This window comes from Autumnicola psychrophila, assembly GCF_031846645.1.
GTDB classification, from domain to species: Bacteria; Bacteroidota; Bacteroidia; order Flavobacteriales; family Flavobacteriaceae; genus Autumnicola; species Autumnicola psychrophila.
Genome location: NZ_JAVRHN010000003.1, coordinates 283,700 through 298,277, shown reverse-complemented (window position 1 = coordinate 298,277; position 14,578 = coordinate 283,700). Strand labels below are relative to the sequence as shown.

Below are 14,578 nucleotides of genomic sequence, written 5' to 3'. Positions count from 1 at the left end.
GATGCATAGAAAAAATCAGGATTTTAATCCAGTGCTCTGGGTTAAAATCCTGATTTTCTTATTTTTTATAAATGAATTTGGCTCTTAAGATTCTGATTCTTCCATTGTGTGATATACGTTTTGCACATCATCATCTTCTTCAAGCTTTTCCAGTAACTTTTCGACATCTTCGGCCTGTTCCGTAGGTAATTCTTTCGTTACCTGCGGAATTCTTTCAAATCCTGAAGAAATTATCTCAATATTCCTGTTTTCCAGTTCCTTCTGGATACTACCAAAATATTCAAATGGTGCATAAATATGAATACCATCCTCGTCTTCAAAAACTTCTTCTGCGCCAAAATCGATTAGTTCAAGCTCCATTTCTTCGGCATCAAGACCTTCAGCATTTATCCTGAAGTTACAGGTATGATCAAACATGAATTCCACAGACCCGGAAGTTCCTAAATTTCCGTCGCATTTGTTAAAATAAGATCGCACATTGGCAACCGTTCTATTGTTGTTATCTGTAGCAGTTTCCACTAGAATTGCAATACCGTGCGGTGCATAGCCTTCAAAAAGCACAATTTTATAATCTCCCTGGCTTTTATCTGAAGCGCGTTTTATGGCACGCTCGATATTGTCCTTGGGCATATTTACACTCTTAGCATTCTGTATAACCGCCCTTAGTTTGGAGTTAGTATCGGGATCTGGCCCGCCTTCCTTAACTGCCATCACAATATCTTTCCCTATACGGGTGAATGCTTTGGCCATTGCTGACCAACGTTTCATTTTTCTTGCTTTTCTAAATTCAAATGCTCTTCCCATGGTATAAAAAATAAAGTCCGGGCAAAAATATAAAAAAGCTTCTAATCGGTTTTAAAAATCAGAAGCTTCCTTTGCGATTTTATTCTATTCGGTTTTAACCTGCTTCAATAATTTCTTCAATTGCCTGTGCAAGCTTAAAATCTTTTTCGGTTACACCATCAGCATCATGTGTGGAAAGAGAAATTTCAAGTTCATTGTAGACATTTCCCCAATTTGGGTGGTGCTGTTGCGCTTCAGCTTCAAAAGCAATCCGCGTCATCACAGTAAAAGCATCTTTAAAATTTTCGAACTGAAAAGAGGTGTGAATAGCATTTTTAGAATATTTCCAGCCATCAAGCTTTTCCAGTCTTTTATTGATTTGATCTTCACTTAGTTTTCCCATAGTTTTAAATTTAGAGTTAGAATAAGATAAGGAACTAAACTGAAATTATTAAAGGAAATAAAAATCAGTTTAGAAAAAGATTATAATTACAGCTCTTTACAGCCCTGTAATACGTCCTGTACCGAAATCTGAAGATTTCCCGGCAGTAAATTATCCTTGGGAAGCACGGCAAGAAAACGGTCAAAGTTGGAGTCGTAAACATTCTTGAAAAGAGGGTTTTCCATGCCTAGTAACTCACATAAATCTTTTATAAAATCACGTTGATGGATAAGGTCTGTGGTGCCCAAATGAAAAACGCCTTCCCTTTTTCTATTGATGATGTAATGGATTTGTTGGGTAACCTTTTTTATTTCGGTTACGTTTACTACCACATTTGGAAAGACTTCTATTGCCTCACCAAGATCAATAAGTGTTTTAATTTCTCTAACTCTGGGAGAATTATAGCCAAAAACCATTGGTAATCGCAGGATATTGTATTTTTCGTTTGGCAAACGGAGTAGTGCATTTTCAATTTTTATTTTAAACCGGCCATAAATACTCTGCGATAATGTTTTATCATATTCGTAAGATGGATAATTGGTGAATGCATCAAATACATTTGCTGAAGAAAGAAATATGAGTTTGCAATCACTTCGCATCACATATTCCATCATGTAAAAGTGAGCAGCAATTTGTGCGTCAAAATTTCCACGAACAGCCGAAATTATAATTGTAGGTTGCAGATTTTCCAGTAAGATAGAAATATTTTCTGTTTCCAGGTCGTACTGAAAAAACTGCTTGTTTTTGCTTAAAGTGCTATTTTCTGAATGAAAAGTTCCATAAGTGTCAAAAAAAGAGCGTAACTCTTTATACAGGGAATTCCCGATAAAACCACTAGCTCCTAATATTAAGATTTTCTCCAAATAATTATCCTTTATAAAAGGGCAACTTCACCTGAGTGGCAGGAACGTCTTTTTTACGGATCCTGATGTGGAGTTTAGCTCCAATCTCAGCAACCTCAGCAGATATATATCCTAAACCAATTCCTTTCTCTAAAGAGGGTGACATAGTGCCCGAGGTGACTTCGCCAATAACAGTGCCATTATTATCTACAATATCGTATCCCTGCCGTGGGATACCGCGCTCATCCAATTCAAAAGCAATAAGTTTTCTCTTAGGTCCTTTTTCTTTTTCTTTTTTAAGTGCCTCAGAATTGACAAAATCTTTATTAAACTTTGTTATCCACCCAAGCCCCGCTTCAATAGGAGAGGTCGTCTCGTCAATATCATTTCCATATAGGCAGTATCCCATTTCCAGTCTTAGAGTATCACGGGCTGCCAGGCCTATAGGCTTTATTCCGTAATCTGCTCCGGCTTTCATTATCCTGTCCCAGACACGCTCTGCATCTTCATTTTTGATGTAAATCTCAAAACCACCACTACCAGTATATCCTGTGGCCGAAATTATTACTTTCTCCACTCCGGCAAAATCAGCCAGTTGAAAAGTGTAAAATTTCATATTGCTAAGATCAACTTCAGTTAAGGATTGCATGGCTTCCGCAGCTTTTGGACCCTGAATAGCGAGAAGGGACATACCATCAGAAATATCTTTCATCGTAGCATCCATGGTATTGTGTTCTGAGATCCAGTTCCAATCCTTTTCAATATTAGAAGCATTTACCACTAGTAAATATTTTTCGGAATTCATTCTGTAGATGATAAGATCATCAACAATACCGCCATTTTCATTTGGCATACAGGTGTATTGCGCTTTTCCGTCTACAAGTTTGGAAGCGTCGTTAGATGTAATTTTCTGAATAAGCTCCAACGCATTTTCTCCTGAAATCAGGAACTCACCCATATGAGACACATCAAAGACACCAAGTTTTTCCCTTACATTTTGATGTTCAATATTTACACCTTCATAGGAAACCGGCATATTATAGCCGGCAAAAGGAACAATTTTCGCGTCAAGCGATTTATGTCTCTCAATTAATGCAACGTCTTTCATTTATTCTGAAATTTTGCGCAAATTTATTGATTTCACCTTGAATACAATATTAATTAGGTGTTTTTATGAAGAGCGTAAGAAATACATTAGCTTTATATATATTAGAACAACCAAAAAGATCAGTTTTAACTGAAAAAGAGACTGATTTTTAGCAATAGGACGATAATTGTCAAATTTCGACCTCCACTTAATTAAACTATTTATGAAAATACTTACTGCCTCTCAAATTAAAGAAGCTGACGAAATTACCATCAAGAATCAGAATATTTCATCAGAAGATCTTATGGAAAGAGCCGCTACACAGGTTTTTAACGAAATCCACAAACGACTTCAGGGTGCAGATCTGCCGGTTAAGATTTTTTGCGGCATCGGTAACAATGGCGGAGATGGTTTAGTGATCGCCAGGTTGCTCATGGAGCACTCTTATAACGTAAAAGTTTTTATTGTTAACTATTCTGATAACAGATCTCAGGATTTTCTTGCAAATTATGACAAAATAAAAAATCTTTCACATGACTGGCCTGAACTTTTAAAAGGAGAAGATGATTTTCCTGAAATTAACAGGGGAGACTTTGTTATTGATGCCATTTTCGGCATAGGGCTTAACCGTCCGTTAGAAGGATGGGTCGCGAAATTAGTCAATTTTCTGAATGCTTCTTCAGCTTTTATCTTGGCTATTGATATGCCCTTCGGACTTTTTTCTGATAAAATTCCCGAAGAAGGAGATGCCGTAATAAAGGCCAATTTCACCCTTACGTTTCAAACACCAAAACTGGTTTTCTTTCTACCTGAGACAATGGAATTTGTTGGAGATATACAGGTGCTGGAAATAGGACTTGACAGAGAATTCCTTTCAAAAATAACTCCTTCGGCTCAGTTGATCGGCCGCCAGGAAGCGCAAAATCTTTATAACCCCAGAAATAAAAATTCCCATAAAGGTAATTATGGCCATGTATTGGTGGTAGGCGGGAGCTATGGTAAAATTGGCAGTATTGTGCTGGCTACAACCGCTGCATTACGTACCGGCGCCGGCCTTTCTACGGTCTTTATACCTAAATGCGGATATGAAATTGTGCAGACAGCTCTTCCTGAAGCAATGGTATTAACAGACGCTAATTATGAAATGCTTACCGATATAAAAACAGATGTGGACGCAGATGTAATATGTTTTGGAATGGGGGTGGGACGTGACAAAGGTACTGTAGAGGCGTTTAAAGAATTACTGAAGGATACAAAAAAACCTATGGTAATAGATGCCGACGGCTTAAATATTTTATCTGAATATAATGAGTTACTGCAGCATTTACCTGAAAATACAATTTTAACGCCGCATCCTAAAGAACTGCAAAGGTTAATAGGGGAGTGGAAAGACGATTTTGATAAAATTAAAAAAGTTCAGGAATTCATTAATAAGCACAAAGTTATAGTAGTTTTAAAAGGGGCACACACCTTTATTTTTGAGCAAGAAAACATTTATATTAATAATACGGGAAATCCAGGGATGGCTACTGCGGGAAGCGGGGATGTATTATCTGGTGTTATCGCCGGTCTTATCTCGCAAAAATATGAACCTCTTCTAGCTGCGGTTTTGGGGGTATACCTTCACGGAAAATCGGGTGATATTTCAGCAGAGAAATTGGGTTATGAAGGAATGATTTCTGGTGATATTGCCAAAAATATGGGTCTCGCTTTTTCTGATCTTCTGTCTGAAAAAGAAAATGGTTCTCGTGCTGATTAGAATATTGAGAAGTATGAGTAGCAGGAGGAGATTCTGGGCGAAAGAAGCAGCTACAGCAAGACCGATGACCGGTTCATCGTTAATTACACGCTGCACCAGGATACCGTTTACATTCCCACTTTGAAACCCCATTTGCAGAATAATGAATACCTATAGCAGGATGTACCTCAACCTCTTAGAACCGGAGAATTCATATTACACGCCCTGGCACAAACTATTAGAAAGAAGAGAGCGTAGGAATGACATCTTTTAATGTTGGGCAAATTCAAGGTTCATCCCACAATCCAGATAAAAAACTGAAAACAAAAAAGCCGTCCCAATTTAATAAATGAGACGGCTTTTTTTAATATCAACTAATTTCCGGGCTACTATTGCCATGCTCCGGATTCTCTGAGAATCTCTTCCTGCATTTCCTGTATTCCTTCAATACCTCCATATATTATTAAAACCACTACAATAAGAGCGATATATAGAACACTCACTACCAGTCCTATAATACCTAGTATTTTACCGGTTTTTACATTTTGATATCCCGTGTATAATTCGGGATTGGATTCATACACCTGTTGGGCTCTTTTGGCAATAACTATAGCCATAACTCCAAAAATCGCTCCTAAAACGCCATAACAACAACAGCCAACAATAGAAAGTATTCCAAAAATGAGGACTAAAGTTGAATTTGGTAATTGTTCTTTTTCCATAAAAAAATGGTTTAATTAGTTGATTATTTGACTTATTTTATACAGGTAACTCACGATCATAATAACAGCAGTGAAAATAATGAGACCTATTTTTACCGTGTAATCATGTTTAAATTTAAAGAAAAGATTCATAATAAGAAATCCAAAAAGAAATGCTAATGGATATATGGCGGGAAACATGTGGAAAGCTGCCGCGAAATCCCCCTTTAAAAGTAAGGCTAATGCACGCTGGCCACCGCATCCGTAGCACTCCAGTCCAAAGAGTTGCTTGTTTAAACATGGGAGCATGTATTTCTCCATTATTGTTGCTTTTTGATCCTGATTTTTTTACTTACCTGTTTTTTGTCTGAAGTAGTGACCTTAAATATGTATACCCCGTCGCTAAGTCCGTTGGTGGAAAAACTGAATTCTTTTTCTTTTCCTGAAATCTTATGACTGAATATTTTGCTGCCTTTAAGGTCGAAAAGACTTACCTGATCGACGCCCGATTCCTGTAAAACTTTTAGCTGCAGTAGGCCTTCAGCATTATTTTGAAAGATTTCAAGACCTGCTTCCGGAAGAGCTTTTTCTTCGGCAATAGTCGGGACATCTTTTCTGGCTGCCGGCTGCTCCACTTCTGTTCCTTCTGGAGGAGTTGCAGGCATGTTAAAGCCAAGAAAGAACCGCTGTTCGTATTCACCTTTAGGAAGAATAACTTTATAACTGTCGGCTTTCAAATCAGTCTGAATATTCTTTTCAGAATCGTATAGAAAAACTTTTTCCGGTTCAAACGCCTTTGTAGATTTTAAGCTGAATACTATTTGCCCTTCCGAAGCCATATTTATAATCAGTGGAATCTTCTCTTCAGCAGGAAAAGGCATTACATTAATTAAATAAAAATCTTCATCAATAAACCATCCCGCATCTGAAGAAACCCTGTTTAGTGTAATGGCATCCATAGCCCAATCTGCATTTTTAGTAGCATCCTCATGAAAAGCTAGAATTAAAGGGCGGGTATAAAGATTGTTTATTTCTACATCCAGACGGAGATTGGGAGTAACTTCAGTTAAAAACTGGTTTTCTGATAGGCTTTTAAACTGTGAATTTTCACTGTTCTCTTTTTTGTATATTCGGCTGCTGTTTGTGAAATTAACGTAACCATCTGCACTTCCAATAAGCATAAATCCCTGAGCAATAGGTGCAAATTCACGCGGAATTATATCTCCGGTTTCACCTGTAGCCTCTAAAACATTTCCCTGATTTTGAAATTTCTTAAATACGGCCGGCACATAAGCGTTGGCACCGGGAGAATAGGCTCCGTAACCTCCTTCGTAATCTGATAAATAGTGAGAGCGGCCGTTATCCTTGGAATCCCAGAAATACGCAATTCCAGTAGTGTTAGGATTCTCAAATAAAAAACGTCTTAAATGTATGGCGGAGGGGTAGGGGTTTCCTACAAGAACACTCTGGTTCTCCATAATTCTCACCTGGTACTCACCATCGTTTGGCCGACCTCTAAAATCATAACGTTGTGAACCGCCTGGATTTGTCTGGATTCCATTAATGGTATTGGAATTCGTACCGTTGGTGCCTTTCATGGTAAAGCCTTCACCGGGAAGGAGATCAAAATGATCACCAATAAATCTCCAGTCCATATAATCTGATCCCGAAAACTTGTGCAGCCAACGCCTGGCAATAGTTAGGGGGGCTGCTGTACCGTTAAGATCTGATGTTACAAGAACTTTCTGACTCCTGGTTACACCCAGTGGTTCATATATAATTTCACTAATAGCTTTATTCGCACTTGTATTTGCAACGGGAAGTGACCAGTAATTATAATCGAAAGCGTTGGAAGTACCTTCCTGAAACAGAGATGTTAACCCGTCTCCAGTGTTTTTATTCTCTTCTTTTTCCCCTTGCAACAATTGCGCCTCGCTTCTTAGGTAGAGACTGGCCTCTGTGTGTGGATTATAATTTCTTTTCAAAATAATATCACCTTCAACAAACAATACTTCGTTGTTAATATACACATAGCTATCTCCGGTTGCAGAAGGAGAGATGCTCAATTGCCCATAAGAGCAATTGTAAAAACAGAGGAAAAGAAAAAAGAGTACAGGTTTCATTTTAAGAGATTGACTATAAGAAAGGTAGTAAAAAAAACACAATGATCAATATTTCAAAGTTGATCCATGTAGAATTAAACCTGAAAATTTATCACGACATAGACCAGTCCTTTGTAATTCCTCATTTTCTATGTTACAGTTGTTAATTAACAATTTACAATAGGTTAAACTCTTATTAAAGAGCAAATCAGAAGGATCTAATATTCTTTATTTTTGGTTGATATGAAGAAACAGGAATTTAAATGATAAATGATTTAGGAATGGAGATATTCTTTTTAGTATTGGGGTTTTCCTTGGTGGCCCTATTGTCTGTGTTTTATATACGGACCTTACTTGACAACAGGGAGCAGGAGAAATGGTTGAACAGGCAAATACCGCAATATAAAAGAGGGAAAATTCGTCTTTAAATCTGAGGATCAATTACCCATAGCGGAACTTTCCTTAGATATAGAGTTTACCGTTCTAGGCAATAATAGTATATATATTTAATTTTCAATCATTTAAGATGTCGGAACCCCGACATCTTTTCTCCTAATTATCTATTTTATTGAAATATATTTTGAAATAATTTTATTTAAACATTTTCTCAGCTTCATAAAATTATTTACTTATAACTTTGTAAAAGTTTTATAAGCAACAAGCTATTTCAGAATAAAAAATATGACCAACAGGAATTCGCAGGTTTTGAATACGGTATTGATAATAGTCGGCGGCGGACTCCTTATCTACGCCATCGCTGCAGATAACGCTCATCCATATTTTAAAATTGGAGGATTAATTATTATTATGATCGGCCTTTACCGGGCCACAAATCATTGGGCTGCAACAAAGGATGATCATAAAGAAGACGAAAATCAGGAGTAACATGGACTTTAGAAAAGGAGATAAAGTTGAAGTGCTGGATGACAACCTGGAAGGTGTCGTGGTAAGCAATAATGGAAACATGATTGAGATTGAGACTAGCGAGGGTTTTAATATGGAGTTCCCTGCCTCAGATCTTGTAAAAATTGAAACTCCCATAGAGGATTTTCAGGAAAATGTGGATTTTAATCAAATTCTTGAAGAGAAAAAGGTTCCGAGAAAGCACAACAGCCAGCGCATTAAACCTAAAGAACGAAATGCTCCTCCCATGGAGGTCGACCTGCATATCCATAAACTTACCAAATCTGCACGTGGTTTATCCAATTATGAAATGTTGGATATCCAGATAGACACAGCACGGCGGCAGCTGGAATTTGCCATGGAAAAGAGAATACAAAAAATTGTTTTTATCCACGGAGTTGGAGAAGGAGTCTTAAAAGCTGAGCTTGATTATCTTTTTGGCCGTTATGCCAATGTGAAATTTTATGATGCTGATTTTAAAAAATACGGTCTTGGTGCTACTGAAGTATATATTTTTCAGAATGTGCGTGACTAATTTGTTTCTTCTCCTTCTTCTGTATCCTCATCTTCAGGTTCCTCTTCATTCCCCTCATCTTCCTCATCACCTCTGGTAAGGATAACTGCAATAGATTCATCGTAGAAGCCAAGGTTATATTCAACAAATTTAATTTCTTCTCCACTACCATCTTGTTTTATCAGCGAAAAATCTCTTAGTTCTACATACGTTCTTATTCTCCTGTTCTGGATTACGTTCTCCAGGAATATAGAATTTTCAAGAAAAATAGCATTTTGACGGTCAAGGTAGTATGGGATATTTGCCGCATTCACATATAAATTTGGAGTACTTCTGTTATCTTCATTAACTTCATTTCTGGTTGGTGAACCGTCTTCATCATCATCTGCATCCAGGAAGTTTGGGATACCGTCTTCATCGGTATCACGAAAATCCCGGTCATTTATATTAACTACAGGATCTCCGCCTGGATTTGTTTCCAGTCTCGTTGGCACGTTGTCATTATCATCATCTATATCCAGATAATCTGGTATCCCATCGCTATCAGAATCCAGATGTTCGCCATTTTCCAGGTCAAAACCTTCTGTTAAGTTTGAAACACCATCGCCATCAGCGTCAGCATCGTTTGTTTCATCACGAAAAATGGTGGTAATTAAAATAACTCCTCTGGTGGAACTATTGTATTCTTCCAGTACTTGTGGTTCACTGGGAGGTATATCACTACAAAAATAGGTGCCGGAAGTAGGAAGTGCATCATCATAGATGCGATAAACCAGTCGATTAGTATTATTTAGCGGTATTTCCACAGATCCCGGACGGGTTCTTAATTCATTGACTTCAGAGCTTATTTCATTTCCTGAAACTAAGAGGGACATAGATTCATATACATCTTCGCTGTTGGTAGCGAAAAGTACTTTTGTTTCACGTCCGCAAAGTTGCAGCTGACTGTCTTCCAGATCAAAACTTGTCACAATAATGTCTCCACTATCACACGCGATCATCACACAGCCAAAAATTATCAGGGCAAAAAATTTTTTCATTTTCAAAACTTTAAAAATCAGAACGCAATCTTTTAAATTTCTGTTCCAAAACAAAAGTAGAGGAAATATAGATTTCTACGGAAGCTTCTTTTAAATAATTTAAAATCCGCTACTTTTGCACCTCATGAAAAAAGTATATTTAGATTCAGCAGCAACTACCCAAATAAGGGGAAAAGTCATTGATAGAATGAGCATAGTGATGAAGGAAAATTTTGGAAATCCCTCATCTACTCATAGTTATGGTAGGTCATCTAAAACTTTAGTTGAACAGGCAAGAAAGACAGTCGCATCTTTACTTAACGTTTCTGCATCTGAAATTATTTTCACTTCGGGAGGCACAGAAGCCGATAATCTCGTGCTAAACAGTGCTGTGCGTGATCTTGGAGTAAAGCGGATTATTACTTCCAGGATAGAACATCATGCAGTTCTTTTTACCGTGGAGCAGTTGCAAAAAGTTCATGGAATAAAAGTGGATTATATAAAGCTGGACGGGAAAGGCAATATCGTTTTGGAGGATCTGGAGCATTTATTGGCTGTTTCGGAAGAAAAGACGCTGGTGAGTTTAATGCACGTAAACAATGAAATTGGTAATAAAATTGACCTTAAAAAAGTAGCTGAAATTTGCAAGACCAATAATGCCCTTTTTCACTCAGACACAGTACAGTCTGTTGGACATTATCAACTCGACCTGAAGGAGATTCCCGTAGATTTCTTGGCCGCCAGTGCTCATAAATTCCACGGACCAAAAGGTGTCGGATTTGCATTTGTAAGGAAAAACAGCGGATTAAAACCGCTTATTTTTGGAGGAGAGCAGGAGCGGGGGCATCGTGCCGGGACAGAAGGGGTTCACAATATTGTAGGACTGGAGGAAGCTATAAAAATTGCATACGATCAACTTGAAGAAGAAAAAGCTGTAGTTTTAGCTTTAAAGAAGTACTTCATCGCTGCCCTGAAGAGTCAAATTCCGGGGGTGAAATTCAATGGTAATTGCGAAGACCCTGAAAGCAGTACCTATACGCTCATCAACATCTGCCTCCCTGTTTCTACGGAAAAAGCACTGATGTTGCTTTTTCAGCTGGATTTAAAGGGGATTGCCTGTTCAAAGGGAAGTGCCTGCCAGAGTGGAAGCAGCAAAGAATCTCATGTTTTAAGCGCATTTTTATCTGAAGAAGATTTAGCAAAGCCTTCTATCCGTTTTAGTTTTTCGAAATACAATACCACAGAAGAAATTGATTTTGTTGTGGAGGTTCTAAAAGAATTTGTAGAAGCTTAATTCTTCAGAAGGTCGATATTTGCCATTTTTGAGGGCAGGCAGAAATCAGCCTTTACGCCAGATCTCAAAAGTTTTTAAAAACTGTGAGATCTAAAAAAACCGAAGGGCGAAAATTGACATTTTAATGGTTAGGCTTTAGAAGTTCAGAACTTTAAAAGATTATTTTAATTCCATTTTCGCTTTTTGTAGGTTTTATCCTCTTCCGCAGCATAAAACTCTACCCTGGAGGCTTAATTTTCTGAAGATTTACAATTTTAAGAAGCACAAAAGTTTTTCTACAGCCCAAAAATTGTCATTTTTTGATGCGTGCCAAAATCAACCACTGCGCAGACCTCACAGGTTTTCAAAATCTGTGAGGTCTAAAAATAACAGCACAATAATTGCCTTTTTATATTGCATAAGTTCTAAAAGGGCAGAGAAAATTCAGAACTTATTCGCGAATTCGTGGCAAAAACTTTGAGTTGATAATTGCCATTTTTTAGCATCTATTATTTTCTGAAGAATTTTGCTTCATACGTATTTGTATTTCCAACATTATCTGTTACAATCAGCTTAAAGTTGTTTTCTGTCTCTGTAACAGCTCCGTCGCTAAAATCGTGGGTTAGCATATTATCCTTATATTCATACTCCATCAGGATAAATTTACCATTTACCGTAGCGCGATAGCTTTGTATTCCCGAAAGATCATCACTTATTTTAACCTTAAGAGTGCTGTTATTGGAAATCCACTGGCCATCAGAAAAGTTTACCGGGCTTATCCATGGGGCATTATTATCTGAAGCCAGGGTGTATTTGCCAAATGTCCTGATTCCGGTAGTAAAGCGATCTCCTTTTTTATAAGTTGAAGAATAGCTGGGGCGATCCCCATAACCAAGTTTTGCAATAAACATTTTCTCCTTTTCTGCCGGTTCATACTTACTCACATCAAAGCCAATCGTGATATTTTGATGTATTGGAGTATCGTCCCTGTGCAGGTTCACAATATCTCCATTAAAACTAATATCCAGATACTTGTCCTGGTACAAACTTCCCTTCGGAATATATACGTCAATTCCATTTTGTTCTGTTGAAAACGACTGATCGGCCTGCACAAAATATTCGGTTTCTTCTAATTTCTTTGGCTGAATACTTTCAGTGAACTCGCCCTGAATAGGAACCCTTATAACACTTTCATTTCCTGCAAAATCGGTCACCTTGATGGTATAATTGTAATCCAGGCTGTCCTGGATGTCCAATCTTCCTTCAGATTGAACATCTTCATAAAGACTTAGTGGATTACTTTCCTCTACAAATAGCTTCTGAACCCGTGACCGGTTATTGGTATAATATTCATAATCTATTAATTGATTGAGGTGACGCGTTTCAGAAAAAGAAAAACGATCGAAATTTAGCTGAAAAACATTATCGCCATTTAAGTTCGCTTCAATTTTATAAACTCCATTTTGATTGGAAGCCATATCCTGTTGATCTACAGTAGAAATCCCAAAACCGATTTTCCCGCAGGCATTCAGTTTCTCAGTGGTGTAAGTGCCATCTTTTAGCGGAATCAACCTGATTTTCTGCCTCTCTGCGGAATGGTTTACATGGGAATCTTCGTCCATTGGATAAGCAAAGAGTCCTTTAATTAGAGGCTTTCTGGAATCCTGAATTTCAATTCCGAATAATTTTGGGTTCATAGGTCTTTGGCTGCCGTCCCTAATTTCGAAGTGTAAATGAGGTCCACCGCTGCCGCCGGTATTTCCGCTATACGCTACCAGCTCTCCACTTTCAACCTGAAGTTCTCCCGCTTCAGGGAAAAGCTCAATTTCATAAGATTCATTTATATATTGTTGCTTTTTAACAAAGGCTTCAATTTCCGGAGAAAAACTTTGAAGGTGTCCATACACTGTGGTGTAACCGTTTGGATGCTGGATGTACAGTGCTTTCCCATAGCCATAATGCTGAATTTTAATTCGGCTTACATGGCCTGGCGCAGCAGATTTTACTTCCAGGCCTTCCCGTTGCTGCGTTTTAATATCGAGACCGCTGTGGAAATGATTCGATCTTAATTCCCCAAAAGTTCCTGAAAGCACCAGGGGAACATCAAGTGGGTTTTCAAAGTAATCCTGGGGGACTTTAGGTTGAGAATTCGCAATCTGTGATATTGCAAAGAAGATCAGTAAATAATAAAGTTTCATAGTAATTGTTTAGGCAAATTCATAGCGGGATAAAGATAATCAAAGTCCGTGCAAAATTAAATGGCTTTACCTGAGTTTATTAAGGTTGATAGACGATTTTTATAAAAATAGAATTAAAAGTATTGGGATATTTCAAACGGTATGCTAACTTTGTAGGGATTGGCATCATATCCAGCTTTTATGAGTGAATTAACGGAAATAGTTGATAGTCTTGAAAATAGAATCAGCAAGTTGCTTCACAAATATGAAGTTCTGAAGCAGTTGCAGGCTTCTTTACAGGAAGAATTGACAACTGTTAAATCTGAAAACGCGGCCTTAAAAAAGGAACTGGAAAATTCCGGAGAGCGTATTCAGTCTTTAAAAGCTGCAAATGCGATGCTGGGCAGTAATGATTATAAAAGAGAAACAAAGCTCAAGATAAATAGTCTGATAAGGGAAATTGACCAGTGTATTGTTCAATTATCCGACTAATTAAAAGCAATGGCCGACAAATTAAAGATCAAAATATCGATAGCAGATCGTGTGTATCCTTTAACCATTCAACCAAAACAGGAAGAAGGACTGCGCAAGGCTGCAAAGAAAATCGAAGCTATGATCAAGCAATTTGAGCAGAGTTATGCCGTTAGAGATAAGCAGGATGTACTTGCTATGTGTGCCTTACAGTTTGCCGCTCAAACTGAACAGCAGGGCATAGATAAGTCAGCCGAAATGCTTGAAGCAGAAGATAAATTGAAATCACTTAATGATTTGTTACAGAGTCATTTAGCGAATTAAGTTCTTTAAATAAATAGGTTACTGCCTGTATTAGTGATTTTTTGATAAACTCAACACGGATTCTTTAAAGAGGGTGAGTCTAAGTTGTAAAAGCGCGCCGCCTTTGAGCGGATTCTTGATCAGCTTGTTAGCCCTAAACTTGATTTTAAGGAGTTTAATCCAAAACACAACTAATACAGGCTTTTTTTATACATAAATTTTA

Annotated in this window: 15 protein-coding genes and 1 other RNA gene; 7 read left to right on the top strand and 9 right to left on the bottom strand. The window is 37.7% G+C overall.

Annotation, left to right across the window (positions count from 1 at the left end; all coding sequences use genetic code 11):
* Window positions 1–84 precede the first annotated feature (84 nt).
* The 4 genes from RM541_RS05640 to gcvT all read right to left on the bottom strand — a co-directional run bounded on the left by RM541_RS05640 (window position 85) and on the right by gcvT (window position 3,175).
* Window positions 85–804 carry a YebC/PmpR family DNA-binding transcriptional regulator gene (locus RM541_RS05640; protein ID WP_311499242.1) on the bottom strand — a complete coding sequence of 240 codons (720 nt, stop codon included), beginning with the start codon at window positions 802–804 and terminating at the stop codon, window positions 85–87.
* Window positions 805–898: 94 nt separating this feature from the next.
* Window positions 899–1,186 carry a 4a-hydroxytetrahydrobiopterin dehydratase gene (locus tag RM541_RS05635; protein WP_311499241.1) on the bottom strand — a complete coding sequence of 96 codons (288 nt, stop codon included), beginning with the start codon at window positions 1,184–1,186 and terminating at the stop codon, window positions 899–901.
* Between the two features lie 86 nt (window positions 1,187–1,272).
* A complete protein-coding gene (locus RM541_RS05630) occupies window positions 1,273–2,088 on the bottom strand; it encodes a sugar nucleotide-binding protein (RefSeq protein ID WP_311499240.1) in 816 nt (271 codons plus the stop codon).
* 4 nt (window positions 2,089–2,092) lie between these two features.
* Window positions 2,093–3,175, bottom strand: coding sequence for a glycine cleavage system aminomethyltransferase GcvT (gcvT, locus tag RM541_RS05625; RefSeq protein WP_311499239.1), 1,083 nt, complete (start codon window positions 3,173–3,175; stop codon window positions 2,093–2,095).
* A gap of 202 nt (window positions 3,176–3,377) precedes the next feature.
* On the opposite strand from gcvT, the gene RM541_RS05620 reads away from it, so the two are divergent.
* Complete coding sequence (locus RM541_RS05620; protein WP_311499238.1) at window positions 3,378–4,913, top strand: NAD(P)H-hydrate dehydratase; 1,536 nt, start codon at window positions 3,378–3,380, stop codon at window positions 4,911–4,913.
* 368 nt (window positions 4,914–5,281) lie between these two features.
* Here RM541_RS05620 and RM541_RS05615 read toward each other — a convergent pair whose 3' ends face one another.
* Genes RM541_RS05615 through RM541_RS05605 form a run of 3 tightly spaced genes read right to left on the bottom strand, consistent with a single transcriptional unit; the run spans window position 5,282 to window position 7,716 of the window.
* Window positions 5,282–5,614 (bottom strand): CCC motif membrane protein, encoded by a 333-nt coding sequence (locus RM541_RS05615; protein ID WP_311499237.1) that lies wholly within the window; start codon window positions 5,612–5,614, stop codon window positions 5,282–5,284.
* A gap of 15 nt (window positions 5,615–5,629) precedes the next feature.
* Window positions 5,630–5,902, bottom strand: a complete 273-nt coding sequence (locus tag RM541_RS05610) for a DUF2752 domain-containing protein (RefSeq protein ID WP_311499290.1) — start codon at window positions 5,900–5,902, stop codon at window positions 5,630–5,632.
* 11 nt (window positions 5,903–5,913) lie between these two features.
* The gene (locus tag RM541_RS05605; protein WP_311499236.1) at window positions 5,914–7,716 is read right to left on the bottom strand and encodes a T9SS type A sorting domain-containing protein; all 1,803 of its coding nucleotides are present in this window, start codon (window positions 7,714–7,716) and stop codon (window positions 5,914–5,916) included.
* 660 nt (window positions 7,717–8,376) lie between these two features.
* Here RM541_RS05605 and RM541_RS05600 point away from each other — a divergent pair.
* Both RM541_RS05600 and RM541_RS05595 read left to right on the top strand, forming a co-directional pair.
* Window positions 8,377–8,580: a hypothetical protein gene (locus RM541_RS05600; RefSeq protein WP_311499235.1), complete on the top strand. Its 204-nt coding sequence runs from the start codon at window positions 8,377–8,379 to the stop codon at window positions 8,578–8,580.
* Window position 8,581: 1 nt separating this feature from the next.
* Window positions 8,582–9,133: a DUF8465 domain-containing protein gene (locus RM541_RS05595; protein ID WP_311499234.1), complete on the top strand. Its 552-nt coding sequence runs from the start codon at window positions 8,582–8,584 to the stop codon at window positions 9,131–9,133.
* On the opposite strand, the gene RM541_RS05590 is transcribed toward RM541_RS05595, so the two are convergent.
* A complete protein-coding gene (locus tag RM541_RS05590; RefSeq protein ID WP_311499233.1) occupies window positions 9,130–10,152 on the bottom strand; it encodes a hypothetical protein in 1,023 nt (340 codons plus the stop codon). The genes RM541_RS05595 and RM541_RS05590 overlap by 4 nt on opposite strands.
* Before the next feature lie 124 nt (window positions 10,153–10,276).
* On the opposite strand from RM541_RS05590, the gene RM541_RS05585 reads away from it, so the two are divergent.
* Window positions 10,277–11,425 (top strand): cysteine desulfurase family protein, encoded by a 1,149-nt coding sequence (locus RM541_RS05585; protein ID WP_311499232.1) that lies wholly within the window; start codon window positions 10,277–10,279, stop codon window positions 11,423–11,425.
* A 488-nt stretch (window positions 11,426–11,913) separates the two neighbouring features.
* Here the strand turns inward: RM541_RS05585 and RM541_RS05580 are convergent, their stop codons facing one another.
* On the bottom strand, window positions 11,914–13,602 hold the full coding sequence (locus tag RM541_RS05580) for a M23 family metallopeptidase (RefSeq protein WP_311499231.1): 1,689 nt from the start codon (window positions 13,600–13,602) through the stop codon (window positions 11,914–11,916).
* Between the two features lie 180 nt (window positions 13,603–13,782).
* Between RM541_RS05580 and RM541_RS05575 the strand changes: the two genes are divergently transcribed.
* From RM541_RS05575 to ssrS, 3 genes are all read left to right on the top strand, one after another.
* Complete coding sequence (locus RM541_RS05575) at window positions 13,783–14,073, top strand: hypothetical protein (RefSeq protein ID WP_311499230.1); 291 nt, start codon at window positions 13,783–13,785, stop codon at window positions 14,071–14,073.
* Between the two features lie 9 nt (window positions 14,074–14,082).
* On the top strand, window positions 14,083–14,376 hold the full coding sequence (locus tag RM541_RS05570) for a cell division protein ZapA (RefSeq protein WP_311499229.1): 294 nt from the start codon (window positions 14,083–14,085) through the stop codon (window positions 14,374–14,376).
* Between the two features lie 48 nt (window positions 14,377–14,424).
* Window positions 14,425–14,532, top strand: a non-coding RNA gene (gene ssrS / locus RM541_RS05565) — 6S RNA.
* The last annotated feature ends 46 nt before the right edge of the window (window positions 14,533–14,578 follow it).

Excerpts from the sequence above, each read along its gene's own strand:
- RM541_RS05605 (WP_311499236.1), bottom strand. The coding sequence starts at position 7,716 with ATGAAACCTGTACTCTTTTTTCTTTTCCTCTGTTTTTACAATTGCTCT.
- RM541_RS05590 (WP_311499233.1), bottom strand. The coding sequence starts at position 10,152 with ATGAAAAAATTTTTTGCCCTGATAATTTTTGGCTGTGTGATGATCGCG.
- RM541_RS05595 (WP_311499234.1), top strand. The coding sequence starts at position 8,582 with ATGGACTTTAGAAAAGGAGATAAAGTTGAAGTGCTGGATGACAACCTG.
- RM541_RS05570 (WP_311499229.1), top strand. The coding sequence starts at position 14,083 with ATGGCCGACAAATTAAAGATCAAAATATCGATAGCAGATCGTGTGTAT.
- RM541_RS05610 (WP_311499290.1), bottom strand. The coding sequence starts at position 5,902 with ATGCTCCCATGTTTAAACAAGCAACTCTTTGGACTGGAGTGCTACGGA.
- RM541_RS05575 (WP_311499230.1), top strand. The coding sequence starts at position 13,783 with ATGAGTGAATTAACGGAAATAGTTGATAGTCTTGAAAATAGAATCAGC.
- RM541_RS05620 (WP_311499238.1), top strand. The coding sequence starts at position 3,378 with ATGAAAATACTTACTGCCTCTCAAATTAAAGAAGCTGACGAAATTACC.
- RM541_RS05585 (WP_311499232.1), top strand. The coding sequence starts at position 10,277 with ATGAAAAAAGTATATTTAGATTCAGCAGCAACTACCCAAATAAGGGGA.
- RM541_RS05640 (WP_311499242.1), bottom strand. The coding sequence starts at position 804 with ATGGGAAGAGCATTTGAATTTAGAAAAGCAAGAAAAATGAAACGTTGG.
- RM541_RS05615 (WP_311499237.1), bottom strand. The coding sequence starts at position 5,614 with ATGGAAAAAGAACAATTACCAAATTCAACTTTAGTCCTCATTTTTGGA.
- RM541_RS05580 (WP_311499231.1), bottom strand. The coding sequence starts at position 13,602 with ATGAAACTTTATTATTTACTGATCTTCTTTGCAATATCACAGATTGCG.
- gcvT (WP_311499239.1), bottom strand. The coding sequence starts at position 3,175 with ATGAAAGACGTTGCATTAATTGAGAGACATAAATCGCTTGACGCGAAA.
- RM541_RS05635 (WP_311499241.1), bottom strand. The coding sequence starts at position 1,186 with ATGGGAAAACTAAGTGAAGATCAAATCAATAAAAGACTGGAAAAGCTT.
- RM541_RS05600 (WP_311499235.1), top strand. The coding sequence starts at position 8,377 with ATGACCAACAGGAATTCGCAGGTTTTGAATACGGTATTGATAATAGTC.